17 protein-coding genes and 6 pseudogenes are annotated in these 26,089 nt (G+C 63.2%); 16 read left to right on the plus strand and 7 right to left on the minus strand.

The annotated features are described in order from the left end of the window. Positions 1–68: 68 nt before the first annotated feature. The 4 genes and pseudogenes from V5F53_RS06225 to V5F53_RS06240 all read left to right on the plus strand — a co-directional run. A pseudogene (locus V5F53_RS06225) lies at positions 69–380 on the plus strand (chromosome partitioning protein ParB); the annotation flags it as partial. Positions 381–511: 131 nt separating this feature from the next. Continuing rightward, a complete protein-coding gene (locus V5F53_RS06230) occupies positions 512–934 on the plus strand; it encodes a hypothetical protein (protein ID WP_393998836.1) in 423 nt (140 codons plus the stop codon). A gap of 44 nt (positions 935–978) precedes the next feature. Further along, complete coding sequence (locus tag V5F53_RS06235) at positions 979–1,491, plus strand: hypothetical protein (RefSeq protein WP_234050606.1); 513 nt, start codon at positions 979–981, stop codon at positions 1,489–1,491. Positions 1,492–2,197: 706 nt separating this feature from the next. Next, positions 2,198–2,512 (plus strand): DUF736 domain-containing protein, encoded by a 315-nt coding sequence (locus V5F53_RS06240; protein ID WP_393998837.1) that lies wholly within the window; start codon positions 2,198–2,200, stop codon positions 2,510–2,512. Positions 2,513–3,137: 625 nt separating this feature from the next. Here V5F53_RS06240 and V5F53_RS06245 read toward each other — a convergent pair. Further along, complete coding sequence (locus tag V5F53_RS06245) at positions 3,138–3,962, minus strand: IS5 family transposase (protein ID WP_509212975.1); 825 nt, start codon at positions 3,960–3,962, stop codon at positions 3,138–3,140. Between the two features lie 84 nt (positions 3,963–4,046). Then, positions 4,047–4,871 carry an IS5 family transposase gene (locus tag V5F53_RS06250; RefSeq protein ID WP_509212976.1) on the minus strand — a complete coding sequence of 275 codons (825 nt, stop codon included), beginning with the start codon at positions 4,869–4,871 and terminating at the stop codon, positions 4,047–4,049. Between the two features lie 692 nt (positions 4,872–5,563). On the opposite strand from V5F53_RS06250, the gene V5F53_RS06255 reads away from it, so the two are divergent. Further along, the gene (locus tag V5F53_RS06255; RefSeq protein ID WP_393998833.1) at positions 5,564–6,127 is read left to right on the plus strand and encodes a type IV toxin-antitoxin system AbiEi family antitoxin domain-containing protein; all 564 of its coding nucleotides are present in this window, start codon (positions 5,564–5,566) and stop codon (positions 6,125–6,127) included. Then, entirely contained in the window at positions 6,117–7,028 is a 912-nt protein-coding gene (locus V5F53_RS06260; RefSeq protein ID WP_393998832.1) for a nucleotidyl transferase AbiEii/AbiGii toxin family protein, read from the plus strand. Before V5F53_RS06255 ends, V5F53_RS06260 begins: the two co-directional genes overlap by 11 nt. 252 nt (positions 7,029–7,280) lie before the next feature. Here the strand turns inward: V5F53_RS06260 and V5F53_RS06265 are convergent. Next, a pseudogene (locus tag V5F53_RS06265) lies at positions 7,281–8,648 on the minus strand (ParB/RepB/Spo0J family partition protein); the annotation flags it as partial. Between the two features lie 65 nt (positions 8,649–8,713). Here V5F53_RS06265 and V5F53_RS06270 point away from each other — a divergent pair. Then, positions 8,714–9,861, plus strand: a protein-coding gene (locus V5F53_RS06270; RefSeq protein WP_509212977.1) for an IS3 family transposase whose coding sequence is annotated in 2 segments (ribosomal slippage) — positions 8,714–8,969 and positions 8,969–9,861 — 1,149 coding nt in all. Because the reading frame shifts where the segments join, the coding sequence is not laid out codon by codon here. 22 nt (positions 9,862–9,883) lie between these two features. Here the strand turns inward: V5F53_RS06270 and V5F53_RS06275 are convergent. Next, positions 9,884–10,177: pseudogene (locus V5F53_RS06275) on the minus strand (ParB/Srx family N-terminal domain-containing protein); the annotation flags it as partial. A gap of 717 nt (positions 10,178–10,894) precedes the next feature. On the opposite strand from V5F53_RS06275, the gene ltrA reads away from it, so the two are divergent. Continuing rightward, a complete protein-coding gene (gene ltrA, locus V5F53_RS06280) occupies positions 10,895–12,421 on the plus strand; it encodes a group II intron reverse transcriptase/maturase (protein WP_393998844.1) in 1,527 nt (508 codons plus the stop codon). Positions 12,422–12,635: 214 nt separating this feature from the next. Here ltrA and V5F53_RS06285 read toward each other — a convergent pair whose 3' ends face one another. Next, positions 12,636–13,829 (minus strand): DUF932 domain-containing protein, encoded by a 1,194-nt coding sequence (locus tag V5F53_RS06285; protein ID WP_393998826.1) that lies wholly within the window; start codon positions 13,827–13,829, stop codon positions 12,636–12,638. Between the two features lie 347 nt (positions 13,830–14,176). Here V5F53_RS06285 and V5F53_RS06290 point away from each other — a divergent pair, with 347 nt between their 5' ends. The 4 genes and pseudogenes from V5F53_RS06290 to V5F53_RS06305 all read left to right on the plus strand — a co-directional run bounded on the left by V5F53_RS06290 (position 14,177) and on the right by V5F53_RS06305 (position 18,374). Continuing rightward, on the plus strand, positions 14,177–14,782 hold the full coding sequence (locus V5F53_RS06290; RefSeq protein ID WP_393998825.1) for a type IV toxin-antitoxin system AbiEi family antitoxin domain-containing protein: 606 nt from the start codon (positions 14,177–14,179) through the stop codon (positions 14,780–14,782). Between the two features lie 166 nt (positions 14,783–14,948). Further along, on the plus strand, positions 14,949–15,326 hold the full coding sequence (locus V5F53_RS06295) for a helix-turn-helix domain-containing protein (protein WP_048648545.1): 378 nt from the start codon (positions 14,949–14,951) through the stop codon (positions 15,324–15,326). Then, positions 15,326–16,558 carry a type II toxin-antitoxin system HipA family toxin gene (locus V5F53_RS06300; protein ID WP_393998824.1) on the plus strand — a complete coding sequence of 411 codons (1,233 nt, stop codon included), beginning with the start codon at positions 15,326–15,328 and terminating at the stop codon, positions 16,556–16,558. The genes V5F53_RS06295 and V5F53_RS06300 overlap by 1 nt, the downstream gene beginning before the upstream one ends. Before the next feature lie 669 nt (positions 16,559–17,227). Continuing rightward, a pseudogene (locus V5F53_RS06305) lies at positions 17,228–18,374 on the plus strand (IS3 family transposase). Between the two features lie 344 nt (positions 18,375–18,718). Here V5F53_RS06305 and V5F53_RS06310 read toward each other — a convergent pair. Beyond that, a complete protein-coding gene (locus V5F53_RS06310; protein WP_393996815.1) occupies positions 18,719–19,003 on the minus strand; it encodes a transposase in 285 nt (94 codons plus the stop codon). Then, a pseudogene (locus tag V5F53_RS06315) lies at positions 19,000–19,146 on the minus strand (transposase); the annotation flags it as partial. The gene V5F53_RS06310 and the pseudogene V5F53_RS06315, both read right to left, overlap by 4 nt. A gap of 170 nt (positions 19,147–19,316) precedes the next feature. On the opposite strand from V5F53_RS06315, the pseudogene V5F53_RS06320 reads away from it, so the two are divergent. From V5F53_RS06320 to V5F53_RS06335, 4 genes and pseudogenes are all read left to right on the plus strand, one after another. Next, a pseudogene (locus V5F53_RS06320) lies at positions 19,317–19,987 on the plus strand (IS5 family transposase). A gap of 151 nt (positions 19,988–20,138) precedes the next feature. Further along, positions 20,139–21,227 (plus strand): recombinase RecA, encoded by a 1,089-nt coding sequence (gene recA, locus V5F53_RS06325; RefSeq protein ID WP_393996814.1) that lies wholly within the window; start codon positions 20,139–20,141, stop codon positions 21,225–21,227. Between the two features lie 226 nt (positions 21,228–21,453). Further along, on the plus strand, positions 21,454–24,111 hold the full coding sequence (alaS, locus tag V5F53_RS06330) for an alanine--tRNA ligase (RefSeq protein WP_393996805.1): 2,658 nt from the start codon (positions 21,454–21,456) through the stop codon (positions 24,109–24,111). A 228-nt stretch (positions 24,112–24,339) separates the two neighbouring features. Further along, positions 24,340–26,058, plus strand: a complete 1,719-nt coding sequence (locus V5F53_RS06335; protein WP_393996804.1) for a cation:proton antiporter domain-containing protein — start codon at positions 24,340–24,342, stop codon at positions 26,056–26,058. Positions 26,059–26,089: the final 31 nt, after the last annotated feature.

Here is a 26,089-nt window from a genome sequence, read left to right on the forward strand (position 1 = left end):
CCGACACGAAGCGTGAATCAGAACGCAGCTGATTTGGGAACCCCAGACGACTCAAAACGCGAGGAAATCGCTCTAATGCCCGCGCGACAGCGGAAAAGCTGGCGAGTGCAGTTACGCTCGACATGACGGCACACTGGACCCCGACCGTGCAGAGCTACTTCGGCCGCGTGACCAAGGCGCATATTCTTAACGCCGTGCGGGAAGGTGTTGGTGATGAGGCCGCCGAGCGGATCGCGGGTTTGAAGAAGGCAGAGATGGCGCAGGCTGCCGAACAGCTTCTCGCCGGAACCGGCTGGCTGCCGTCCGTGCTCCGCACCGCACGGCCTGCGTCGCGAGACGCGGAGGCGGAAGCGGTCCCCTTCGCGCAAGCTGCCGAGTGAGGACGAGCCGGGGTCGCGCAAGCGGTCCCGGTTTTTCCCGCTGTTGCTTGGAACAATTGCGGTCGCGCGAGGGCGAGCCTCGCGCGACCGCCCGATGACCGTGACCGTCATCGGGTCAGGAGGAAATTGCAATGATCGCGCTCTTTGGCGTGGCCGTCGCCTTGGTCGCCGGTCTTTGTATCCTGGCCTATGCACTCGCCGTCTATGCGCTGCCCTTCATGCTCGGCGTGGAGGCGGCGCGTTGGACTTTCGCCTCGGGCTCCGGCCTGATCGGCGCGGGACTGGTAGCGCTGGTGGCAGGTGTCGCCACCTATGGTCTGTTGCTGATCCCGTTTATGGCGGTCCGTCTGCCGATCCTCCGTCTTGCGGTGGCGCTCGTCTTCGCCGCTCCGGCTGCCATCGCCGGCTATGCGCTGGTGGATGGCATCGCGCGCGAAGCCGTGCCGTCCCATGTCTGGCGCGTGATCTTCTGCTTGGTCGGAGGTGGTTTCGTCAGCGTTTCGGCGCTGATGCGATTGGCAGCAACAGGCTCGACAATTCATCGCGGAGGCTGAAAATCCCGGTAAGTCACGCTACCATTGCTTAAGCTGATCAACACATGAAAGAATATTCCGTGCTAAAGAGCGTGTCAGACCTCACCCGGCCAGACCCCTATTTTTCAGGGGAAGCCGGTTTTATCGGCTCCGCACTGCAAGACTTGCACAGGGATATGTGCGCGTTCGAGCTTCCCGCTTCACTTCCTGATTCTGTCCGGCGATCCCATGATGCGGTGCGACACGCCTATATCTACGCGTACTTCTCGTATGATCTTTTGACCATGGCGGCGAGCCAGACATTCCCTTGCCTCGAACTGGCTTTGCGCGAGCGGATCGGGCACCAGTTCGCCGGAAGAGTGGACAAGAGAGGAAAGCCTCGCCCTGTCATGCTCGACGAGCTGTTGAAATCCGCCAAGAAGCAGAACCTGATTTCCTCTGAGATCGAACATCTGAGTCAATTGCGCAATATGTTTGCCCACGGAAGCGATACAGTGTTGAACCCGCCCATGTTTCTGACCACGTTCGAGATTGTCACCGACATCATTCGGGAACTCTACATAAGCCAACAGGTGTGATCGGCGTTGCCCCTCCTGGGCCGCGCTCTCGGCTGCGCCGGAACCACGTCTGAGGCGCGTTTCCGCCATTCGGCTTCGATCGCTAACGCAAAGTAGCGGCGGGACGCAGGAAGCCCCGCATTCGACCGATGCGCGATGGCGGATTGCGTCAGTCGGTATGGCGGCGAAACCCAATTGTGGAAGTCTCGCAGCTTTGCCCCCCCCAGAACAGCGATCGTGCCGGGGCGGGTCACTCAGCTTCGTCGTTCGATAACGAAGCCCGGCGGGAGCGGTACGTCCAGCCGCGCTGTCTGGAAATGCCAATGATCCACGAGCCGTGGCCGTAACTTTCACCATCTCGGTCGGGACAGCCAGCCGCCTCGGGGACAGCGCCAGCCATAACAGTGATCCCGTTGGCCGGTCTCATCCCGTGATAGGCAACTGCTCGCATCATCGTATCTCCATGGTTTTGCCGAGTCGCACCCACGGCGTCCTCGAATGGATGGGGTCTGACCGGAGAGCGGCTTCGCCTCGATCATCCTCCCGCAACGGCCGTCGCCAGCTTTTTTCCGCCGCGCGCGAGCGCGCTTTGCATCGCGAGGCAAAAAAGCCATCGTCGTCCGCCTTCCACTTCGTTCCAGCCTTTCAGGTGCGGGCTGATCGTCCCCGGTCGCACGACTACCATCGAGGTCGCGATAGGCGCGGCCCGAGGAACGGAGACACAACAATGGCAACCATCGGCACCTTCACCAAGACCGCGAACGGCGACATCACCGGCACGGTCAAGACCCTGACTCTCAACGTCAAGGCCAAGTTCGTCCCCACCGAAGGCGACAGCGAGTGCGGCCCGGACTATCGGATCTTCGCCGGCACCACCGAGTTCGGTGCGGCGTGGAAGAAGACAGCCCGCGAGACTGGTCGCGACTATCTCTCGGTCAAGCTGGACGATCCGAGCTTCCCAGCTCCGATCTACGGCAGCCTAGTCGAGGACGAGGGCGGCGAAGCTCACAACCTGATCTGGTCTCGCCGCAACGGCGAGTGACCATCGGACGCAAGACGCACCGCTCTTCCGAGCGGGGCGTCTCTACATACTCAACTCCTTGAGCTTCGATGCTCAAGGCTTGGTTTGGGGAAAAGTAGACTCATTTGTTGCCAAGGTGACCTGAGCCCCGCGATCCGTCCTAGGCACTTGCCAGACTCAGCATAACGCCTGAGCGGTCCACGCTCCTTCGCATGCCATAGAGCTTGCACTCGGGGAAGGTCTCCACCCGTGAGAATCCTGCTCCAGCTAGGAGAGCTCGCATCTCATTCGCAGTGTAGAGTCGGATCCGCTCCTCCTCTATCTCATGCATGCTGTCGGGGCCTTCGCCCTCTATACGTTGATTGAACACCACTTCGTGCCTATGCACGTCAAAACTGGATCGCGTATGCAGCGTGACAGTCGAGTCGCTCGCATACTTAGTCGTGAATTCGCCGAGCAAGGCATCAACCCCTTCAATATAAAAGGATATCATAATTAAAGAAGCTCCGGAACGGAGCAGCCGCCGCAGTGAGCGCAGCAGAACGAGATCCCCGCTCTCGCCAAACGAGCCTACGCACGACAAAAAGCTCGCAGCTGCAGAGTAGGTCACCGATGGCTGATGCTCTCTGAGAGCCCGTTTGGAAATTCAGGGATGTGCATTTCTCCGGGCGAGATTTGCGCCCATGGCGACGAGGATCATCGCGGTTGAGACGTCGATGCGGCGCTCATAGTCGCGCACCAGGCGTCGCCATCGGGTCATCCAGCCGAAGGTACGCTCGACGACCCGGCGGCGCGGCAGGACTTCGAAGCTCTGCGCGCCGTCCCGGCGGCGGATGATCTCGACGACGAAGTCGAGAGAGGCGGGCTTGTCCATGAGCTTGAGCCGGTCGGAGGCGGCGCCGGTGAAAAGGTGTTTCACCCACGGCCAGCGCTTGCGCATCGCATCAAGGATCATCTGGGCGCCGGCGCTGTCGGAGATGTCCGCGGTGGTCAGATTGACCGTCAGGAGCCGCCCATCGGTATCGACCGCGATGTGGCGCTTGCGCCCGACGCTCTTCCTGCCGGCGTCGTAACCCCTGGCTTCGGCTTGCGGCGCCTTGATCGTCTGACTGTCGATCACCGCCGCCGTCGGGCTTGCCTCACGCCCGGGCCGCTCACGGTCGAGCATCAGTTCAACATGGTGGATGGTCTGGAACAGGAACCGGCGCGCCAGTTCCCGGAACCAGCCGCAGACCGTGCGCCAGTGTCCGAAATGGATTGGCAGCATCCGCCAGCCGCCGCCTGAATGCACCAGATAGCGCACCGCATTGATGACTTCCCGGAATTCCATCTCGCGGGGCCGCCCCCGTCGCCCGGTAGCCGGCATTAACGGCGCCACCCGCTCCCGTTCTTCATCCGTCAGATCCGACGGATAGCGTTTCGTCTTCCGGGCGATCCCGCCCATCCGGTCCCGCTGCTCTGCTGTCCACATCCAGGGCTTGAATCATAAGCACGGACAAACAGGAATCCCTGGATAACGAATTTCCAAACGGGCTCTAAGAGCCCGTTTGGAAATTCAGGGATGTGCATTTCTCCGGGCCAGATTAGCGCCCATGGCGACGAGGATCATCGCGGTTGAGACGTCGATGCGGCGCTCATAGTCGCGCACGAGGCGTCGCCATCGGGTCATCCAGCCGAAGGTGCGCTCGACGACCCAGCGGCGTGGCAGGACTTCGAAACCTTGGGCGCCATCGCGGCGACGGATGATCTCGACGACGAAGTCGAGAGAGGCGGCCTTGTCCATGAGCTTGAGCCGGTCATAAGCAGCGTCGGCGAACAGGTGCTTCACCCACGGCCAGCGCTTGCGTATCGCATCGAGGATCATCTGTGCGCCGGCGCTGTCGGAAATGTCTGCGGTCGTCAGATGGACCATCAGGAGCCGCCCGTCGGTGTCGACCGCAATGTGGCGCTTGCGCCCGACGCTCTTCCTGCCGGCATCGTATCCCCTGGCTTCGGCTTGCGGCGCCTTGATCGTCTGGCTGTCGATCACCGCCCCCGTCGGGCTCGCTTCACGCCCCGCCCGCTCGCGGTCGAGCATCAGTTCGACATCGTGGATGGTCTGGAACAGGAAGCGGCGCGCCAGTTCGCGGAACCAGCCATAGACCGTGCGCCAGTGACCGAAATGGATCGGCAGCATCCGCCAGCCGCCGCCTGAACGCACCAGATAGCGCACCGCATTGATGACTTCCCGGAACTCCACCTCGCGGGGCCGCCCCCGGCGTCCGGGAGCCGGCATCAACGGCGCCATCCGCTCCCATTCTTCATCCGTCAGATCCGACGGATGGCGTTTCGTCTTCCGGGCGATCCTGGCCATCCGGTCCCGCTGTTCTGCTGTCCACATCCACAGCTTGAATCATAAGCACGGACAAACAGGAATCCCTGGATAACGAATTTCCAAACGGGCTCTCAAGGCGACCGAACCACTTCTTGATGAGCGGTTAGCCCCGGTTCTCCTCCGCAATCTTTTGTTGGGCGACGACGAGTTTTTCGAGAGCCTCTGCAATTTGGTGCAGCGAATTTCCTCACCAGCGGCTGAGCCCCTCCTTTCTGGGTTACTTGGACGATGGGCGTCGCGCTTCAACGTCGCGTCGCCTGACCTGCAGGCCGATAAAATCGAGCTGTGGCGGGGCTTTGCGCGGCTTAGAGTACACCCACGTTTTCACGACGTGCCTGGGTGGCGTCAGACTCTGGAGGGCGTCCTAGCGGCAAACATGAGCTGGTTTCACAAGCAAGATATTGTACGCGTCCTCGAGGGGGACCTTGGCTCCTATGTGACTATTGAGGGCCTGCTGTCGCGGGAAGAGAACTGGGTCCATTTCAATCGATGCGAGATCGATCGATTGGACGAGGCTGCTGAGCGATTGTTCCACGAGACTCGCTAGGGTGGAAGTCGGCTGCGACATTGAAGATTGCCCTTTCCTGTAGATGTGATAAAACCTCTGCTATCTACGAAACTTGCCGAGGAAACATCACATCGCTACGGCCATGGACTCGCAACGCGCCCAAGCGCTCAAGCTGCTGAAGACGTGTCCCATGATGCGGCTGAAGGACTTTGCCGCCCGCGGCATCGCGCCCGAAACCCTGGCGCGTCTTGTCCGGGACGGCGAGGTCGTTCGTCCCGCGCGCGGTCTCTATCAACTCGCGGACAGCTCAGGCGATGCGGCTCGCATCCTGGCGGAAGCGTCAGTGCTCGTTCCCAAGGGCGTCATCTGCCTGACCTCGGCGCTGCAGTTCCATGAGCTGACCCTGCAAATGCCATCCGCCGTTTGGATGGCCATCGATCGCACCGCCTGGCTTCCGAAGATCGACTATCCACCCATTCGCTTCGTGCGCTTCGCTGGCCCCTCGCTGACGGAAGGTGTGGAGCGACACTCCATCGATGGCGTCGAGGTGGCGATCACAAATCCAACGCGGACAATCGTAGACTGCTTCCGCTATCGGGCGAAGGTTGGTCTGGATGTCGCCCTGGAAGGCCTACGCGAGGGGCTTCGGCGGCGGAAAGTCACGAGCGACCAGCTCTGGACCTATGGGACGAAGGGCAAAGTCTGGTCGACCATGAAGCCCTATGTGGAGGCGATGGTGGCCGATGGCGCGTGAACCGAGAAAAAATGTCGGCGCTTCGGTCCGGGCTCGTCTGCTCGACCGATCTCGCGTCGAACGCACGGATTTTCAGATTCTGCTGACGCGCTATGCGCTGGAGCGGCTTCTCTACCGGCTGAGCCAATCACCTCATCGCGACCGCTTCATCCTGAAGGGTGCGATGCTGTTCGTAACCTGGGTGGCAGATCCTTTCCGGCCGACACGCGATCTTGATTTCCTCGGCTATGGCGAAAACAGCCCTGAGTCGATCGGCGGGGCCTTTCGCGAGATATGCGGGCAACCGGTCGATGATGATGGTGTGGAGTTCGATATCGTCGCGATCACGGCTGTTCCGATCCGGGAGGACGTTGAATACGGCGGCATTCGCGTACGCACCTCCGCGACGATCGCCGGTGCCCGCGTTCCGATTCAGGTCGACATCGGTTTTGGTGACTCTGTAACTCCGGGACCGGTCGAAATCGTCTATCCGCCGCTGCTTGACGCGCCGGCGCCCCGCCTGCGCGCTTATCCGGTGACGACCGTGGTTGCCGAAAAATTCCAGGCGCTCGTCCAGCTCGGCATCGCGAACAGCCGGCTGAAGGATTTCTACGACCTCTGGCTGATCGCGCAGACATTCGAGTTTGACCGGGCATCCCTTGCAGAGGCCGTCCGTCAGACCTTTGCACGGCGCGAGACCATGCTTCCAACCGAAAATCCGATCGGTCTGAGCGATGCTTACGTGGAGGTTTGGGGGCGCCAGTGGCAGGCCTTTCTGGGGCGAGAGCGTATGGCCGCGGCGCCGGCGGAGCTGGCTGACGTTGTCTCCGATCTCGCCGGATTTCTGCTTCCCCTGACCGCGCCCGCTGAAAAGGATGAGCGTTGGAAGCCCGGCGAGGGCTGGAGGGCAACGAATGCATAGCCTGCAGAGCAACGCGGAGCGCGCGCGCGGATTCGGCGTCTATCGCAGACAATCGCGAACTTTTGTGATCGGCTCTAGCTATTTCTCCCGCACTTCGTATATAATACGAACGAAGAGATTGATGCCGCGCACCGCGCCACATTTATTGTTGAAAATCAATTGCGTATGAATCTGACGGTATATATGACGGTGCTCGTCTATTTCTTGTCATTACAATCATCGAAAATTCAAATACTTACCACTCCGGTTGATCATCGAGTGGGCATCGTCAAGCGCGGCGAGCCAGTCCCAGAGGGCGTCGTCGTCCTTCGGGATGTCGGCGGCCCAGGCGTCGTGACGCTCCTGCACAGCCCGCGCGGAGGGGCTGTCCTTCAGCGTCTCGTCCTGAACCGGGAAGAAGATGTGCTTCACCCCGGCTTCCATGGCGCCCGTGAACATGCGGGTCATGAAGGTGTCCGAGACGAGCTTGTGGAGAAGCGCCGTCATGGCGATGTGCGGGTTTTCCGCCACCGCGTTGCGCAGCGCGAGGGTGCGGTAGGCGGTCAGCTCGACGACGAGGCGTTCCGGCAGCGGCTTGATCCCGTCGTCCTCATCGTCGTCATCGGACTCGGCAGGTTGGCCGCCGATGGTGATGACGGCGCGTTGCACCGGCGGGCGATCGGCGTCGACGGATTCGGTAACCGTCTCCGATCCATTCTCGCCATCGGTTCGGACCTGAGACACATCCTCGGGCCGGACGAAGCCGCGATCGACCGAAAGCGAACCGTCGGCGTCGATGCTGACGAACACGCCGGCGATGGCGATGTCGGCCGGGTCGAAGTGCTCGGGCCGGTCGTCGAAGCCTGCCAACGCCGTCTCGATCTCGCCAAGGCGCTCGTCGACCTCGTCGGGCAGTTCGTCGGCGTCTTGATATTCCGCTTCGAGCCTGGCCTGCTCGGCGGTGAGCGCCTCGATGGTCGCCTGTTCCTCAGCCGACAGATCGATCGGCGTGCCGGAGACCTCGTGCAGGCCGCGAGCGGCATCGTAGGGGAAGCTGACCGCGACCTCGATCCACTTCCATCCTTCGGCGGCGATCGCCTCGGCTTCGGCCTTCAGCTTCTCGGCGACGAGGCGATCGAGAAGCCCGACATCCTGCAGCCAGCCGCCATCATCGGCCTGGAACAGATCGCGCATGACGATGCCACCAGCCGCCTCATAGGCTTCGATGCCGAGGAAAACAGCGCGCTTGTCGGAGGCGCGCACCGTCGTCTCGGTCAGCATGCGCCGGATCTGATAGGGCTCCTTTGACCATGCGTCCTTGATCGCGTCCCAGACCTGCACCTGTCGCTCGTGGTCTTGGGAGACCGTGAAGGCCATGAGCTGCTCCAGCGTCATGCCGTCGCCGGCATAGACGTCGTGCAGCGCGGGCGAGACGGCCGCGAGGCGCAGCCGCTGCTTGACCACGTTGACGGGGACGAAGAAGGCCGCGGCGATCTCCTCCTCGGTCATGCCCTTGGTCAGCATGTCGTGGAAGGCACGGAACTGATCGAGCGGATGGAGCGGGGCACGCTCGGTATTCTCGGCCAGCGACACCTCCTCGGGGAGGATGGCGCCGTCGCGATCGCGGACCACGCAGGGCACCCTGAGCTGCTGCCGGTTTCGTGGACACGAAGATAAGATCGTGACCAAGGACCTGGAGAGAGGATATGACGAGGCGGAAATTCAGCCGCGAGTTCAAAGTCGAGGCCGTCAGGCTGGTGACGGATCGGGGTGTCTCGGTAGCGCAGGCGGCCCGTGACCTTGATGTGGCGGAGAGCGTGCTGCGCCGCTGGATGCGGGAGCTGACCGCGACCCCGGCGACAGCGTTTCCTGGGAACGGGCAGATGCGGGCCGACCTGGCCGAGATTGCAGCCTTGAAGAAAGAGGTCGCGCGGCTGCGTGCGGAGGGTGACATCCTCAAGAAGGCCGCGGCTTTTTTCGCGCGCGAGGCGATATGAGGTTCGTCTTCATCGCCAAACACCGCCACATCTGGCCGGTCAGCTGGCTCTGCAAGGTCCTGGAGGTCTCGCGCTCAGGCTTCCATGCCTGGTTCAATCGCCCGACCAGAGCCCGCGAGATCCATGACGCGAAGCTCGTCATGGCGATCGAAACAAGCTTCAGGGCCAGCGACCGGACCTACGGCGCGCGCCGTGTCTGGCGTGATGTTCTGGAAGAGGGGCTGGCCTGCGGGCTGCACCGGATCGAACGGCTGATGCGGGTCAATGCCATGAGGGCGCGGCCCAGGCGCCGTGGCAAGCCGAAGGATGACGGCGAACGCGCGGTCATCGCCGATAACATTCTCGACCGCGACTTCCAGGCCGACCGGCCAAACCTGAAGTGGTTGGCTGACTTCACCTATATCTGGACCGCGGACGGCTGGCTTTACGTCGCTGCCGTCCTCGACCTGTTTTCCCGGCGTGTCGTTGGCTGGTCCATGAAGGCCGAGCGGGATGCCTCCCTGGTCATGGATGCGCTGATGATGGCGGTCTGGCGACGTGGCAAGGCCGACGCTCTGCTTCATCACTCGGACCAGGGATCGCAATACACAAGCGAGCAGTTCCAGCGGCTTCTGGCTGACAATGAGATCACTTGCTCGATGAGCCGTGCCGGGAATGTCTGGGACAATTCGGCAATGGAGAGCTTCTTCTCAACGCTGAAGACCGAACGCACAGCCCGCAAGCTCTATCGCACCCGCGACGAAGCCCGTGCCGATGTCTTCGATTACATCGAGCGCTTCTACAACCCGCGTCGGCGGCATTCGAAACTGGGGTACCTCAGCCCCATGGAGTTCGAAGCCCGCGCTATGCTAGCTTAACTCCCTGTCCACAAAATCGGCAGCAGCTCACAGGCGCGATCTTGGCGAGACGCTTTTGCTTTACCAGCAGTTCGAGCGCGCGGAAGCGGCGGCCGCCGGCGGGTACTTCGAACATGCCGGTCTCGTTGCCTTCGGCATCGACGACGGGAAAGACGCTGAGGCTCTGGATCAGGCCGCGACGAGCGATCGAGGCCGCGAGGTCCTCGATCGAGACGCCGGCCTTCACCCGCCGAACGTTGGACTGGCTGAGCACCAGCTTGTTGAAGGGGATGTCGCGCGAGGACGACAGGACGATCTTCTGAATGGCAGTAGCCATCGGGATTTACTCCGCGACGGGCGGCCGAGAGACTCTCTCTCAACCTCCAACCCGTCACGAAGCACGGCGCCACCCTCTTCCTCTGAGTACGCCAAGTCTGTAACCAACTGGAATAAAAGGAGAAACCAGATCGGTCAAAACTACCGATTAGTCCTTCGGGGTGTAAGACCCCGACCGCCACACGGTGCAGCGTGGGGCGAGAAGCAAGCGGGTGAGGTGAGCCGGGTGATTCCGACAAGCCATAAATCAGTAGAACCCGTTGAAGCCGGGCGCGAGGGGACTTCCGATCCCGACGCGGCCCGGCAAGCGAGACCGCCATGGAGAGGGAAACCGAACCGATGGCTGACTCCCCGTCAAGAGGGTCTCCACCAACTCGGAAGTGGGTGGAGCGGTCGCAAGACCTGTGGAGCGCCGGCGCGTTGTTTAGAGGTGCGCGCCAGGGGCGTTTGATCACTCAAACGCCAGCCGCCGGGAAAGCCTGCAAGGCTCGGAGGTCTGAATCCACACGGGGAACAGTCGGCTCCTAAAGCGGACAAAGGACGGCGGTGGAACTTGGGAACCTGCCCGTGTTTCCGAACCACTCGGGGAACGGATGGTCGAATCGACCGGCGAACACGCGGAGCAGGGACGGAGCCTGTGTAGTAGTTCGAGGACGGGAAAGCCGTCCACATGGCGAAGGCAGGCAGTGGATACAATTTGCAGGCAGGAGATCGACACTTGTCGGACACGGTGAATACCGAGTTCATTCTCGACATGCAGCGCAAGCTGTATCGGTGGAGTTCCACGGACCCCGAGAAGAGGTTCGCGGATCTGTTCAACTTCGTATGCGACCGCAGGACGCTGTCTCACGCCTGGGAAAGGCTCGCCCGCAACGCGGGCAGCAGGACACCCGGCACGGACGGCGTGACGCGGGACACGATCCAAAAGCGTGCCAACGGCGCCACGGGTTTTCTGGAGGAAATCCGGCAAGACCTACGGCAAGAAACTTACCGGCCACAACCTGTCCGGCAGAGGCTTATTCCGAAGCCGGGAAAGCCGGGAAAGTTCAGGCCATTGGGCATCCCCACGCTGAAGGATCGACTGGTTCAAATGGCGCTCAAAATGGTGCTGGAGCCCATATTCGAGGCGGATTTCTATCCCATCTCGTATGGCTTCCGGCCCGGTCGAAGCACTCATGATGCATTGGCGCGAATTCAACAACGCCTGCATCCTTCATCCACTGGTCCATCCTGGACCCGCTATGTGATCGAGGGGGACATCAAGGGCTGCTTCGACGCCATCGATCATCACGTGCTCATGGAGCGGGTACGTCGTCGCATTCGGGACCCCAAGGTCCTGCGGCTCGTACTCGCATTCCTGAAGGCGGACATCATGATCGAGGGCAATCTTCGACATCCGGTGACGGGAACCCCGCAAGGGGGCGTCATCTCGCCGTTGTTGGCCAATATCTATCTGTCGGCTATCGACGAGCGATATAAACGCTGGATTCCTGACCCAAGGGAGGGAGTAAGCAAAGTAAGCGGTCGCCACAGCTGGGATCGCAAGCTTGGCCGTCCAACCTTCTACATGGTGCGCTACGCGGACGATTTTGTCGTCCTCGTGCAAGGAACCCGGCAGGAGGCCGAAGAGGAGCGTCACGCGCTGGCGCAGTTCCTCAAAGAGGAATTGCGTATGGAGTTGTCGATGGAAAAGACCCGCATCACCGATGTCCGAGAAGGCTTCGACTTTCTCGGCTATCGAGTCGTACAGCAACGGTCGCCCGCAACGGGCCGGCACGTCGGCAATCTCTTCATCCCGAAGAGCAAGCTGCAATTGTTGCGCGACAAGATCAAGGGCAAGGTGAGGAAAACGCCAACCGGCCGGACTCTCGCCGATCTCATAGGCACCATCAATCCAATGATCATCGGGTGGCGAAACTACTACCGATATGCCTCACGGGCGTGGAAGGAGTTTGGCAAACTCGATTGGTGGCTGGATCAGCGCATTACTCTTTGGTTGCGCAGGAAACACGATAAAACAACGTGGGCGGAGCTGTTCCGCCAATATGCGCAATCGAGGAGCGGGAAGCGAAAACGCTGGCAACACGGCAAACGGCAAGTCGCTCTGTTTACCGAGGCTCACCAGAAACGCTTCCCGGACCGGGGCATACGTATACCGAACGGATGGAACGCCACCCCGGATGAGTGGTTCCTGAACGGAGCCAACAAGTTCTGGGAGGCGACCAACACCCTCGCCCTATTGTGAGGGCCACCCGTGGCAATCGCCACGCATGGAGAGCCGGATGCCGGGAAACTTGCACGTCCGGTTCGGAGAGGGGGATGAAGAAACCTGCCCCAGTAACGGGGCAAGGCGCTTCATCCCTACTCTACAGGGGGCAGCGCCACGAACCGGCAAACCTGAAAGGCACGGAAGCGCAAAGCCGGAGACGCGGAAAACCGCATCCCCGGCTTTGCGGAAATCAGGAAGCTCGATCGAGCAGCTTCTTGGCCTTGCCCTCCATGTCCAGGCGGGCGTCCTGATGCGGCTTGTCGCGTGCGACGGCGGTGATGCCCTGCACGAAATCGAAGATGGACTCAGGCGGGCGACCTTCCTCCGCCAGCACCCTGTCGATGATCTTGCCGGTCTCGGCCTTGGAGAAGCCGCGACGACGCAGGAAGTCGGTGCGGTCTTCGTCGGTCCTGGCGACGATCCGCTCGCGGGCCGCCCTGATGCCGTTGACGAACGGCAGGGGCGAGGAGTTCGCGAAGTTCAGCAGCGCCGGGGCTGCCTCGTGCGCGAAGCGATTGGCGGCATATTTGGAGTGGCGGATGGTGATTTCCTCGAAATCCTCCACGCCCCACAAATTGCGATTCTGGCAGACCGCGCGTAGATAGAAGCTCGCCATGCCGAGCGTCTTGGCGCCGACTTCGGAATTCCAGCAATAGAAGCCCCGGAAATAGAGGTCGGGCGAGCCGTCGGGAAGGCGGCCGGCCTCGATCGGGTTCAGGTCGTCGACCAGGAACAGGAAGACATCGCGGTCGGAGGCATAGAGCGTCGTCGTGTCCTTGGTGATGTCGACGCACGGATTGTAGATCCCGGTCGACCAGTCGAGTACGCCCGGGACCTTCCAGCGGGTGTCGCCGGTACCGTTGCCGGCGATGCGCTGGACGGCCTCGACCAGTTCGTGATCGTAGATGCGGCCATAGTCCGGGCCAGTGACGGCGCGCAGTTCGACACGGCCAGTATCGGTTTCGAGCGTCTTGACCTGCTCGGCCCGATTGGCGGTCAGGCCGTATTGCAGGTTGATGCCAGCAAGGGCGGCGGGGAGCTGCCGCAAATAGGCGGCGGGCGCTCCGACCAGGCTGGCGAGTTGGCCGAAGGACCAGTGCGTCGGCGCGACTGGCGCATCCGTGCCCGGCAGGATCAGGGCCAGCCGCTCCGGGTCGTTGCGGTTCGCCTCGACATGGATGAGCGCGCTCTCCGCCACCCGCGTCCGGCTGCGTTCGGTGCGGTCGCGGACCGTGTGGGCCAACTCGGACAAGGAGAGGTAGCGCTCGTCGGCCGGACGCGAGAACCACTCAGACAAAACGCGGCCGACCCGCTCGCCACGGCCGACATCGACCTTGTAACCGCCGCTGGTGTCACGGCGCCCATTGAGGACCTGCATGTTCATGGGACCAATCTCCATGACGGGCGTCAGAGACCTCTTCTCCGACCTTCAACCCGTCACGGGAAACAAGTCCACTCTCTCACTCTCAGCAGGGCGTTGCGGGGCAGCCGCCCCGCAGAAGGGGTCGGTCGAGACCAAGGCTCGGACGCAGGGGAAGGCTTTCCCCTCCCGGTGCGGATGTACAAGGTGACCCGGTGAGCCGTCGTCGCTGTTGGCTCAGGGGTCCGTTTGAGGCGAACGCGTTTCGTAAAACGGCAGCCTCTTACCGGGCACATTTCCTCACCATGCGAAAATGATATAAATCCTCGGATAGTAAGTCTTATGTTCCGAGTTTCCGTATCGAGTCGTCCATGTCCCAACGCCAGATTGCCCATACCGTTTTGACCGCACGCGGAATTGCGCGCCTGGCAGAGCTGCGCGAGGCGGGCGTAACGGCCGCCACCATGAGCCGCATGGAACGCAACGGCGAGGTGCTTCGACTCGCGCGCGGGCTCTCTCAGCTTTCCGACGCGCCCCTCAACATCCACCACAGTCTTGCAGAGGTCGCCAAGCGGGCTCCCAAAGGCGTGGTTTGCCTCGTTTCGGCCTTGGCGTTCCACGGGCTGACCGATCAACTGCCGAGGCAGGTTTGGCTCGCCGTGGGGCAGAAGGACTGGTCCCCGAAACCCAACGGCACGCCCATTCGGCTGGTACGTTTCACAGATCGTCTGCTGAAGGAGGGGGTTAAGACCTACCCTGTCGAGAGGGTGCCCGTGAAGGTTTTCGACGTCGCAAAGACGATCGCCGATTGCTTCCGATATCGGAACAAGATTGGCCTGTCGGTGGCGATCGAAGGCCTGCAGGAAGCGTTGCGTCAGCGCAAGACGACGCCAAGCGAGATTGCCAGCCAGGCCGAGCGAGGAACGGTCGCCACGGTCATTCGGCCCTATCTCGAGGCACTGACCGCCAATGGCTAAGGAGATCGAGAATATCGGCTCCTCAGTTTGCGCCCCGCCTGTCGCAGATTGCCAAAACGAGGTGATGGTGGACCGGGCGGGCGCGGATTAGAATTCTTGACCTTGGAGCTAATTAGTCATATATGATCGTTTTATAGATTTTTTCCATCATATATGGATGATTGAGATGGGTTCTCCCAAGGCGAAGCCAGCACTGGAACGGCTGGGCCAGGATATCCGCAACGCGCGGCTGCGGCGTGGTATCGCCGTGGCGGATCTCGCCGTGCGTGCGGGAACCTCGCCAAGTTCCATCGCCCGCCTTGAACGGGGTGATCCGGGCGTTGCCATCGGAACGCTTGCCGACGTTCTCGTTGTGCTGGGCCTTCTGGAGCGGCTCGCTGACCTGGTCGATATCCGCAAGGACGATCTGGGGCTGGCGCTGGCAGCGGAGCACGGACCGCGCAGGGGCCGCTCCTTCGCGGCAAGGCTGAAAAAGCAGAAGGCTCAGACGGAGGAGACGCAGGATCGGCAGGATGTTGTGGACCCTGACGGGGCTTCCTTCTGATGGCCGATTTCGTCGCCCATGTCGCGCTTGGCGAAGGCCGCACATCGGTGGGCCAGTTGCGTTTCACCCATACCGGACCACGGCAATTCTCGACCTTCGCCTATGGTGCCGAATGGATCGAAAACCCGCGCGCCTTCGCCATACAGCCCGATTTCCCTCTTGAGGCCGGCCCATTCCACACTTCGGGACTGCCCGGGAACATGCGCGATGCCTTGGCGGGCGTTTTCGCCGATGCGGCTCCGGACAGTTGGGGGCGCAGGCTGCTCGAACGCGCTTATGGCAATGGTCTCAACGAATTCGAGTATCTGACGCTTTCCGACGATACCTGTCGCCAAGGCGCGTTGCGCTTTCTGGATGACAAGGGCGAGGTCATCCGCGGCAAGGCAGCGGACGCCGTCCCGCGTCTGGTCGATCTTGAAACCATCACGGCGATCGCGCGGGCCTATGAGCAAGGCAAGGAAATCTCGCCAGAGGAAATGCAGGCGCTGGCCGGCGCCGGCGGCTCCGGCGGCGCTCGCCCCAAAGCCAATGTCAGGGACGGCGATGCACTGTGGCTGGCGAAGTTCACCTCGGTCCACGATCAGCAGCCGATCGAGCGCGTCGAGGTCGCGACGCTGCGCCTGGCGGCGGCCTGCGGTATCCGCACGCCCGAGGCACGGCTGGAACTGGCGGACACGCCGTTCCCGGCTGCGCTGATCCAGCGGTTCGACCGCCGTGGGGCCGCACGGATTCCGTACATCTCCGCGCGCACCGCACTCGGCAAAACGGGAGTGGAGCTGGGCTCCTATACGGAGATCGTCGATTTCATGCGGGCTTATTCGTCCGATCCTTCTGACGATTTCCGCGAACTCTATCGGCGGCTGATCTTCACGATCCTCGTGTCAAACAAGGACGATCACCTGAAGAACCACGGCTTCCTCTATGTGGGGGCGGGTCAGTGGCGCTTGTCGCCGGTATTCGACGTGAACCCGGCGCCGGATCGCAACCCGCATCTCGAGACGGCAATCCTCGAGGGCGGGCCCCATGACCGCTCGGTTAACCTCGCTCTAGAGGCCTGCGCGTTTTTCGAGATTCCCGAGACCGAGGCACGGGAGATCATCCGAACCATGGCGCAGCGCATTTCGGACGGATGGCGGGAAGCCTTCAGACAGGTTGGCGTTTCTGGCGCGCTGGCCCGCGACTATGAGGCTGCTTTCGTCGGCGACGAGATGGAAACGGCGCGCAGTATTTAAGTCATATTTGACCTATAAGTTCAGATTATTTATCAGATATGAGTGTCTTCGAGGGCCATCCGCCTCAGGATCTGCGGCACTGCTATCTGGGAACCCGAGAACCATGAAGCCGGCCGCCGTACTCAAGGCTTCAAAAACGCGTGCGTTGATATCGCCATGGTTCGATCAGGCGCCCGTGACGGTCAGGTTTCTTCCGAACGGTCTCCACCAAAAGAGCGTCATCTATCCGCCCGCGTGCTGCCTCCTCTTTCAAGCCCAGCGGTTGCCGCTATTCAAAGTCGTGCTCCCATAACAACGCCTCTTGGCATTCGAGGACGGCGCCCCTTTCGGCGAGGACTTTCGATGCGTGTGCAGCCAGCGTAGAAATTAACCGCCGATTGCGCTGCAAGTTGCGGGTGAATACCTAACGCATGCACAACTCTTGACTGCCGCTTGCCGTCAAAGCGGATGCTGCCCTTGGGCCTTCCTGCCGTTGGTGCGCAGTGCTAGAGCCTCGCCCGATCTCCGCTGCCGGCAGTTCAGTCTATGACGAAGGACGGCTGGTAGGTCTTGTTTCCAGCCCTATCAAAATCGAACTCGTAGACGATACAGGGTGCGATTCCACGCTGAGCTGCTGCCGGTTTCGTGGACACGAAGATAAGATCGTGACCAAGGACCTGGAGAGAGGATATGACGAGGCGGAAATTCAGCCGCGAGTTCAAAGTCGAGGCCGTCAGGCTGGTGACGGATCGGGGTGTCTCGGTAGCGCAGGCGGCCCGTGACCTTGATGTGGCGGAGAGCGTGCTGCGCCGCTGGATGCGGGAGCTGACCGCGACCCCGGCGACAGCGTTTCCTGGGAACGGGCAGATGCGGGCCGACCTGGCCGAGATTGCAGCCTTGAAGAAAGAGGTCGCGCGGCTGCGTGCGGAGGGTGACATCCTCAAGAAGGCCGCGGCTTTTTTCGCGCGCGAGGCGATATGAGGTTCGTCTTCATCGCCAAACACCGCCACATCTGGCCGGTCAGCTGGCTCTGCAAGGTCCTGGAGGTCTCGCGCTCAGGCTTCCATGCCTGGTTCAATCGCCCGACCAGAGCCCGCGAGATCCATGACGCGAAGCTCGTCATGGCGATCGAAACAAGCTTCAGGGCCAGCGACCGGACCTACGGCGCGCGCCGTGTCTGGCGCGATGTTCTGGAAGAGGGGCTGGCCTGCGGGCTGCACCGGATCGAACGGCTGATGCGGGTCAATGCCATGAGGGCGCGGCCCAGGCGCCGTGGCAAGCCGAAGGATGACGGCGAACGCGCGGTCATCGCCGATAACATTCTCGACCGCGACTTCCAGGCCGACCGGCCAAACCTGAAGTGGTTGGCTGACTTCACCTATATCTGGACCGCGGACGGCTGGCTTTACGTCGCTGCCGTCCTCGACCTGTTTTCCCGGCGTGTCGTTGGCTGGTCCATGAAGGCCGAGCGGGATGCCTCCCTGGTCATGGATGCGCTGATGATGGCGGTCTGCGACGTGGCAAGGCCGACGCTCTGCTTCATCACTCGGACCAGGGATCGCAATACACAAGCGAGCAGTTCCAGCGGCTTCTGGCTGACAATGAGATCACTTGCTCGATGAGCCGTGCCGGGAATGTCTGGGACAACTCGGCAATGGAGAGCTTCTTCTCAACGCTGAAGACCGAACGCACAGCCCGCAAGCTCTATCGCACCCGCGACGAAGCCCGTGCCGATGTCTTCGATTACATCGAGCGCTTCTACAACCCGCGTCGGCGGCATTCGAAACTGGGGTACCTCAGCCCCATGGAGTTCGAAGCCCGCGCTATGCTAGCTTAACTCCCTGTCCACAAAATCGGCAGCAGCTCATCAGGCCCATCTTCGCAGGAGCGTGGCTGAAGCGGCGATGGTGATGAGGGTTTCGGCGACGGTAGTGATCTGCTTATAGTCGCGGACGAGGCGGCGGTTCTTGAAGACCCAGGCGAAGGTGCACTCAATCCCCCCATCTGCGCGGCAGGACCTGGAAGCCCTTGGCCCTGGCGCCGCGGCGGATGATGTCGAGGGGGATGTGGGTCTTGTCGGCTGCCCCCCCCCACGAGCCGCCCGGCATAGCCGCCATCGGCGAAGACGCGAGCGACGAACCGATAACGCCGTCGGGAGGCCTTCAGCGGCAGCTTGCCGCGTCACGGTCCTGGAATGTCGGCGGCATGGACGCGCACGCAGAGCAGGCGTCCGTCAGTGTCGGTCAGGATGTGCCGCTTGCGCCCGGTGATTTTCTTGGCCGCGTCGTAACCCTTGGCACCCTCTTTTGATCGGCGATGCGCACTGACTGGCTGTCGAGGATCGCCGCCGACGGCGACGCGGCCCTGCCGCTGCGCTCGCGGTCGGCCATGACGAGGGTGTGGTGGACCCGCTCCCAGACGCCTTCGCGCTGCCAGCGGCGCAGATAGGAATACACCGTCTGCCACGGCGGCAGGTCATGGGGCAAAAGCCGCCACGCCATGCCCACCCGCAGGAAATAGAGGATGGCGTTCACCAATGCCCGCGAGGCCGCCTTCCTGGGCCGCCCGCCGGCTCGCGCCTCGGGGATCAGCGGCGGATCAGATCCCACTCACTGTGTGTCGGTCAGGTCCGTGTCGTGGCGGCACCGGGCGGGCGGCTTCTTGCGGGGCATGGGGGATCGGCTCGCCTCGTCGATCCGACGCCCTATCAATCACGCAAAAGCCCCCTTGGTAATCCTTCTCAAACGCGCTCTTATGTGTGGATCACGGGAGACGGCGTATGGCGTTGTTCTGGTTGTCGGATGCTGTGTGGGCGGCGATCGAACCGCATCTGCCGAAGAACCAGCCTGGCGCGCTGCGCGTCGATGACCGGCGCGTGATCTCCGGCATCCTGCACGTCCTCAAGATCGGCTGTCGCTGATGTGATTGCCCCGCCGACTACGGGCCTTCGACCACGATCTACAATCGGTTCAATCGCTGGTCGCGCCGGGGGGGCTGGCTCAAGCTGCTCGACGCGCTGGTGGAGGCCGGCGCAGTCACGAAGAGCACCGCCATCGACAGCACTTACATCAAGGCGCAGCGCGCCGCGTTCGGAGCAAAGGGGGGGGGCGTGCGGCGCAGGCGATCGGCCGCTCGCGTGGCGGCTGGACAACCAAGATCCACGCGCTCACCAACGTCATCGGCCGTCCCTATGCGCTGATACTGCCCCCCGGCAACGTCAGCGACATGAAGGCTGCCCCCGCGCTTCTCGAACGGGCCGGACCGATGCGATACCTGCTCGGCGACAAAGGCTATGACGCCGACCGGCTACGCCGACCGGCGCGTAAGGCGGGCGCGATACCCGTCATACCGGGCGGCCGGAATCGCAGGCGCACCATCCGATACGACAAACTCGCTGCCAACTTCCTATCCGCCGCAGCGCTCGCCACGGCCGTAGCCTTCTGGCTCTGATCAAGCCTCAACTCTAGATCGACAAATAGCGATCGCACACCCGCCATCCGGCGCATGCAGACGTATCAATGGAACATATTGCGAACATCGAACAAACCATGTACGAAGAGCCAGGCCTCATTTCCCCTTGCGCCAGCATTGGAGCGCGGCGATGACTCAGGCGACACTCCGACTCGTCGAAGGTTCTTCCATGGATAAGACCAAGGCTCTTGATGCCGCGCTTTCACAGATCGAGCGCCATTTTGGCAAGGGCTCGATCATGCGCCTGGGCAAAGGCGGAAAGGCGCTGGAGGTGGAGAGTGTTCCCTCCGGATCCCTGGGCCTCGACATCGCGCTTGGCATAGGCGGCCTCCCCAAGGGGCGCATCGTGGAGATCTTCGGGCCGGAATCCTCCGGCAAGACCACCCTTGCCCTTCACGTGATCGCCGAAGCCCAGAAGCGGGGCGGCACCTGTGCCTTCATTGACGCCGAGCATGCCCTTGACCCCATCTATGCTCGCAAGCTCGGCGTCAACCTTGACGACCTTCTGATCTCCCAGCCGGATGCCGGCGAGCAAGCCCTTGAGATTGCCGATACCCTGGTGCGTTCCGGCGCCATCGATGTGCTGGTGGTGGATTCGGTGGCGGCGCTCACCCCGCGCGCCGAGCTTGAAGGCGAGATGGGCGATAACCAGCCGGGCATGCAGGCGCGCCTGATGAGTCAGGCGCTGCGCAAGCTGACCGCCTCGATCTCCAAGTCCAACACCATGGTCATCTTCATCAATCAGATCCGCATGAAGATCGGTGTGATGTACGGCTCGCCGGAGACCACCACCGGCGGCAACGCGCTGAAGTTCTACGCGTCGGTTCGCCTTGACATCCGCCGCATCGGCGCCATCAAGGAACGCGACGAAGTGGTCGGCAACCAGACCCGCGTGAAGGTGGTCAAGAACAAGCTGGCCCCGCCCTTCAAGCAGGTTGAATTCGACATCATGTACGGCGAGGGCGTCTCCAAGATGGGAGAGCTGCTCGATCTCGGCGTGCGCGCCGGCGTGGTGGACAAATCCGGCGCGTGGTTCTCTTACGACAGCCAGCGCCTGGGCCAGGGCCGCGAGAACGCGAAAACCTTCCTGCGACAGAACACCGAGGTCGCCGGCCGCATCGAAGCCGCGATCCGGCAGAATGCCGGGCTCATCGCCGACCAGATTCTCGCAGGCGCGCCCGAGGAAGACGCCGAAGGACAGGAGCCGAGCGACGGCTGAGAGACATTCGCGGCTTTGCCCCATGCGAAGATCGTGGTCACGCATGGGGCATGGGTTTCTGGACAAGCGCGAGCCCCGCCGGTAAACGAAACCGGTTCCGGGTCGCGCCCGCCCTGGTTTCCAGGGGTGGCGGTCTCGGAGCCGGATGGGAGCGAGGGCGCCCTGTCCGAGGTGGTCATCGCCGCTTGCGCTTCCGCATCCGGCTCTTAGGGGCAGTAGCCGGCACATGAGCGGCGTCAACGAGATCCGGTCGACCTTCCTCGACTACTTCGTCAAGCACGGGCACGAGGCGGTCCCCTCCTCTCCGTTGGTGCCGCAGAACGACCCGACCCTCATGTTCACCAACGCGGGGATGGTCCAGTTCAAGAACGTCTTCACCGGAATGGAGAAGCGTCCGTACGCGCGGGCCGCGACCGCGCAGAAGTGCGTGCGTGCCGGCGGCAAGCACAACGATCTCGACAATGTCGGCTATACGGCGCGGCATCACACCTTCTTCGAAATGCTCGGCAACTTCTCGTTCGGCGACTATTTCAAGGAACGTGCGATCGAGCTGGCCTGGAACCTGATCACCGGCTCCTTCGACCTGCCGCGGGAGCGCCTCCTCGTCACCGTCTACAGCGAGGATGAGGAGGCGCACGGCCTCTGGAAGAAAATCGCCGGCCTGTCCGACGAGAAGATCATCCGCATTCCCACCTCGGACAATTTCTGGTCGATGGGCGATACCGGTCCCTGCGGTCCCTGTTCCGAGATCTTCTTTGACCATGGCCCCCACATCCCGGGCGGTCCGCCTGGTTCCGCCGATGCCGATGGCGACCGTTTCATCGAGATCTGGAACCTGGTGTTCATGCAGTACGAGCAGCTTCCCGGCGGGGAGCGGGTCGGGTTGCCGCGGCCGTCCATCGATACCGGCATGGGTCTCGAGCGCATCTCGGCGGTACTGCAGGGGACCCACGACAATTACGAGACCGACCTCATGCGCGCCCTCATTGCCGAGGTCGCGGAACTCACCAACATCGATGCCGCCGGGCCGCAAAAGGCGAGCCATCGGGTGATCGCCGACCATCTGCGCGCGGCGGTGTTCCTGACGGCCGACGGCGTCCTGCCCTCGAACGAAGGGCGCGGCTACGTCCTGCGCCGCATCATGCGGCGGGCCATGCGTCACGCCCAGCTCCTGGGCGCGAAGGACCCCTTGATGCATCGGCTGGTGCCGGTGCTGGTGCGCGAGATGGGCCGGGCCTATCCGGAAATCGTGCGCGCCGAATCCCTGGCGAGCGAAACCCTGCTGCTGGAGGAGACCCGCTTCCGGCGAACCCTGGAGCGCGGGCTCTCCATCCTGGAGGAGGAGAGCGCTGGTCTGACCAGCGGCGCCAGCTTCCCGGGAGAAGTGGCCTTCAAGCTATACGATACCTACGGCTTCCCCCTTGACCTGACCCAGGACGCGTTGCGCGCGCGGGACATCGCGGTGGATCTCGACGCCTTTGATGCCGCCATGGCGCGGCAGAAGGCCGAGGCGCGCGCCAATTGGGCCGGTTCGGGCGAGGCGGCGACGGATGCGCTCTGGTTCCAGTTGCGCGACCGGATCGGGGCGACCGAGTTTCTCGGCTATGAAACCGAGCGGGCCGAAGGCGTGGTGCTGGCCTTGCTCAAGGACGGTGTCGAGGTTGACAGCCTGGCGGCCGGAGATCGTGGCTTTGCGATCGTGAACCAGACCCCCTTTTACGCGGAATCAGGCGGGCAGGTCGGCGATACCGGCGCCTGGAGCGGCGAAGGGGGGATCGCGGCCCGTGTGTTGAACACGCAGAAGAAGCTCGGCGACCTGTTCGTGCATGAGGTCGAAATCAGCGACGGCGTGCTCAAGGTGGGAACCGCCTTGGTCCTGGAGGTGGACGGGGGCCGCCGGTCCGCGTTGCGGGCCAATCATTCGGCCACCCATCTGCTCCACGAGGCGCTGCGGCGGGTGTTGGGCGATCATGTGGCGCAGAAGGGCTCGCTGGTGGCGCCTGATCGCCTGCGATTCGACTTCTCCCATCCCAAGCCACTCACACCGGACGAGGTCGCCCGGGTGGAGGATATCGCCAACCGTTTCGTGCTGCGCAACGAGCCGGTGGAGACCCGGATCATGGCGGTGGACGACGCCATCGGCTCCGGGGCCCGGGCGCTGTTCGGCGAGAAGTATGGCGATGAGGTCCGCGTGGTCACCATGGGGACCGACGACGGCAACGGCGCGCCCTACTCCACCGAGCTGTGCGGCGGCACCCATGTGCGTCGCACCGGCGATATCGGCATCGTCTCCGTGGTGTCGGAGAGCGCCGTGGGCTCCGGCGTGAGACGCATCGAGGCGCTGACGGCGGACGCGGCGCGGCACCACCTCAATGCCGCGAGTGTGGCGTTGCAGAACGCGGCGGCGACCCTGAAGGCTCCAGTGGCCGAGGTGGAAGCCCGCCTCGCCGTGCTGGTGGACGAGCGACGCAAGTTGGAACGCGAAATCGCCGAAGCGCGCAAGCGGCTGGCCATGGCCGGCGGCGGCGATGCGGAACAGGGTCCCCGCGTCATAGAGATCAACGGCACGCGCTACCTGCCCATCGCGATTTCCGGAGCCGACCCCAAAGACCTCAAGGCGATCGCCGACGAAGGCAAGACCAAGATCGGGTCCGGCGTGGTGGCCGTGGCCAACCACGCGGCCGATGGCAAGGCCTCGTTGGTGGTGGGCGTCACCTCCGATCTCGTGTCGCGCTTCGACGCCGTGGCGCTGGTCCGCCGAGGCGCCGAGGCGCTGGGCGGCAAGGGTGGCGGTGGACGTCCGGACATGGCTCAGGCCGGCGGACCAGACGGCGCCAAGGCCGAGGCAGCCTTGGCGGCGATCGAGGCTGCGCTGGCCGGCTGAACGCAGCAGGCGGGCGCGGGTCTGTGCGGGGCCCGAGACGCGCCGCTCAAGGTCTCGATCACCTGTCGCGGTGATCGGCCGGGACGGAATGGCGCGGGCCCGCTCGGGGCGGCGCCGAACAGGCGCCGGGGTGCGCGGGCCAAGCGGCCTGTGGTGGTGAGGGCGTGTTGATGAAACCGGCACGCAGCCGGTGCGGACACGCCCTGGAAGGCTTTGGGAGCATTGGCGGTGGCAGACGCCTTCCTCAAGGACGGGTTCGTCTATCTCCTGGCAGCCGGTATTTTAGTACCGCTCTTTCACCGTGCGCGCATCGGCGCGGTGGTGGGCTTCATCGTCGTCGGGGCTTTGCTGGGCCCCCATGGCCTGGGCAGCTGGGCGTCAGACCTGCCGTGGCTGCGTTTCGTCACAATTTCCAATGCGGAACGGGTGGCCCCCTTTGGCGAGCTCGGGGTCATCTTCCTTCTCTTCCTGCTTGGGCTTGAATTTTCCGCCAGCCGCCTTTGGGCCTTGCGACGAGAAGTTTTCGGCATCGGCGGCCTGCAGGTGCTGTTCTGCGGCGGCGCCCTCGCTTCTGCGGTCGGCCTGTCGGGCTTTACCGAGCCCGCCATCGCGCTCGTGCTCGGTTTCGCCCTCGCGCTCTCCTCCACCGCAGTGGTCACGCAGATCCTAGTCGAAGAACATCGCTCGCTCGCGCCCCTGGGACAGCTGGTCATCGCCGTGCTGCTGTTTCAGGATCTCATGGTGGTGCCGATCCTGCTGGCCACCGAGCTCGTGGCCGGCGGCGGCAGCGTGCTGCTGCTGGCGGCAAGCGCGCTGGCGAAGGCGGTGGGCGCGGTCGCGATCATCCTGGTGGCCGGGCGCTACGTCATGGCGCCGCTGGTCGGCATGGCCGGCAGCACCCGGTCGCGCGAGCTGATCATGGCGATCACTCTGGTGGTGGTGGTGGGCACGGCGGCATTCACCCGCGCCGCCGGCCTGTCCGGCGCCCTTGGCGCCTTCCTGGCCGGCATGCTGCTGTCGGAGACCGCCTATCGGCACCAGATCGAAGTCGACCTCGAACCGTTCAAGGGCCTGCTGATCGGCGTCTTCTTCGTCACCGTCGGCATGAGCGTGAATTTCCGCGCCGTGCTGCCGTTGCTCCCGCTGATCCTGGCGGGCACGGTGGGGCTCCTCGTCATCAAGACCGGGTTCAACTACGCTGCGGTGCGCGTGATGCGGGTGGCCCGCGCGGAGGCGACCGAGGCTTCCATCCTGCTGGCCCAGACCGGAGAATTCGCACTCGTGGTGCTCGGGCTGATGGTGGCCAAGGGCATCTTGTCCAGCACCGACGCCGGCGCGGTGGTGGCGGTGGTGGGGCTCGGCCTGGCCGCAACGCCGCTGCTGTCGGCCATCGGGCAGCGTCTCGGTCATCGCCTGGAGGTGGAGGCGCACGGGCATCTTGCCATGCCAGACATGGACCCGCCCAAGGGACACGTCATCATCGGTGGCTTCGGCCGCGTTGGCCGCATGGTGGCGGAAGCCTTGGAGCAGGAGAACGTGCCCTTCGTCGCCGTGGACAACAATCCACGATGCGTGGCGTTGGAACGGGCGACAGGTCGCCCGGTCTATTTTGGCGACGCGGGACGAGAGGAGATCCTCGAGCGCCTGGGCGCCGATCACGCCATCGCGTTTGTGCTGACGCTCGATTCGCCGGTGGCCGCGGAGCGGATGGCGGAAGCGGTGCACCGCCGCTGGGGGACGATTCCCGTGCTCGCCCGTGCCAAGGACGCCGAACACGCCCGCCGCCTCGCCGGACACGGCGTTTCCGGCGTCATTCCCGAGACGGTGGAGGGCAGCCTGCAGCTTGTCGCCCAGCTTCTCGGCGCCCTCGGGCTTCCGCCCGAGGCAGTGTCCACACGCACCGCGGAGGCCCGGGCCCGCGAGACGGAACGGTTCGGATGCCGTTGACCCCGCCGGCCGCCCCGGTGAGGGTCCGTTC

The sequence above is a fragment of the Xanthobacter cornucopiae genome (genome assembly GCF_043195065.2).
Classification (GTDB): Bacteria; Pseudomonadota; Alphaproteobacteria; order Rhizobiales; family Xanthobacteraceae; genus Xanthobacter.

What these genes read in the sequence shown, in the direction of transcription:
- V5F53_RS06285 (WP_393998826.1), bottom strand. Translation starts at nt 13,829, where the DNA reads ATGAACATGCAGGTCCTCAATGGGCGCCGTGACACCAGCGGCGGTTAC.
- V5F53_RS06300 (WP_393998824.1), top strand. Translation starts at nt 15,326, where the DNA reads ATGGCCGATTTCGTCGCCCATGTCGCGCTTGGCGAAGGCCGCACATCG.
- V5F53_RS06250 (WP_509212976.1), bottom strand. Translation starts at nt 4,871, where the DNA reads ATGTGGACAGCAGAACAGCGGGACCGGATGGCCAGGATCGCCCGGAAG.
- V5F53_RS06230 (WP_393998836.1), top strand. Translation starts at nt 512, where the DNA reads ATGATCGCGCTCTTTGGCGTGGCCGTCGCCTTGGTCGCCGGTCTTTGT.
- recA (WP_393996814.1), top strand. Translation starts at nt 20,139, where the DNA reads ATGACTCAGGCGACACTCCGACTCGTCGAAGGTTCTTCCATGGATAAG.
- V5F53_RS06255 (WP_393998833.1), top strand. Translation starts at nt 5,564, where the DNA reads ATGATGCGGCTGAAGGACTTTGCCGCCCGCGGCATCGCGCCCGAAACC.
- V5F53_RS06295 (WP_048648545.1), top strand. Translation starts at nt 14,949, where the DNA reads ATGGGTTCTCCCAAGGCGAAGCCAGCACTGGAACGGCTGGGCCAGGAT.
- alaS (WP_393996805.1), top strand. Translation starts at nt 21,454, where the DNA reads ATGAGCGGCGTCAACGAGATCCGGTCGACCTTCCTCGACTACTTCGTC.
- V5F53_RS06290 (WP_393998825.1), top strand. Translation starts at nt 14,177, where the DNA reads ATGTCCCAACGCCAGATTGCCCATACCGTTTTGACCGCACGCGGAATT.
- V5F53_RS06235 (WP_234050606.1), top strand. Translation starts at nt 979, where the DNA reads ATGAAAGAATATTCCGTGCTAAAGAGCGTGTCAGACCTCACCCGGCCA.
- V5F53_RS06240 (WP_393998837.1), top strand. Translation starts at nt 2,198, where the DNA reads ATGGCAACCATCGGCACCTTCACCAAGACCGCGAACGGCGACATCACC.
- V5F53_RS06245 (WP_509212975.1), bottom strand. Translation starts at nt 3,962, where the DNA reads ATGTGGACAGCAGAGCAGCGGGACCGGATGGGCGGGATCGCCCGGAAG.
- V5F53_RS06260 (WP_393998832.1), top strand. Translation starts at nt 6,117, where the DNA reads ATGGCGCGTGAACCGAGAAAAAATGTCGGCGCTTCGGTCCGGGCTCGT.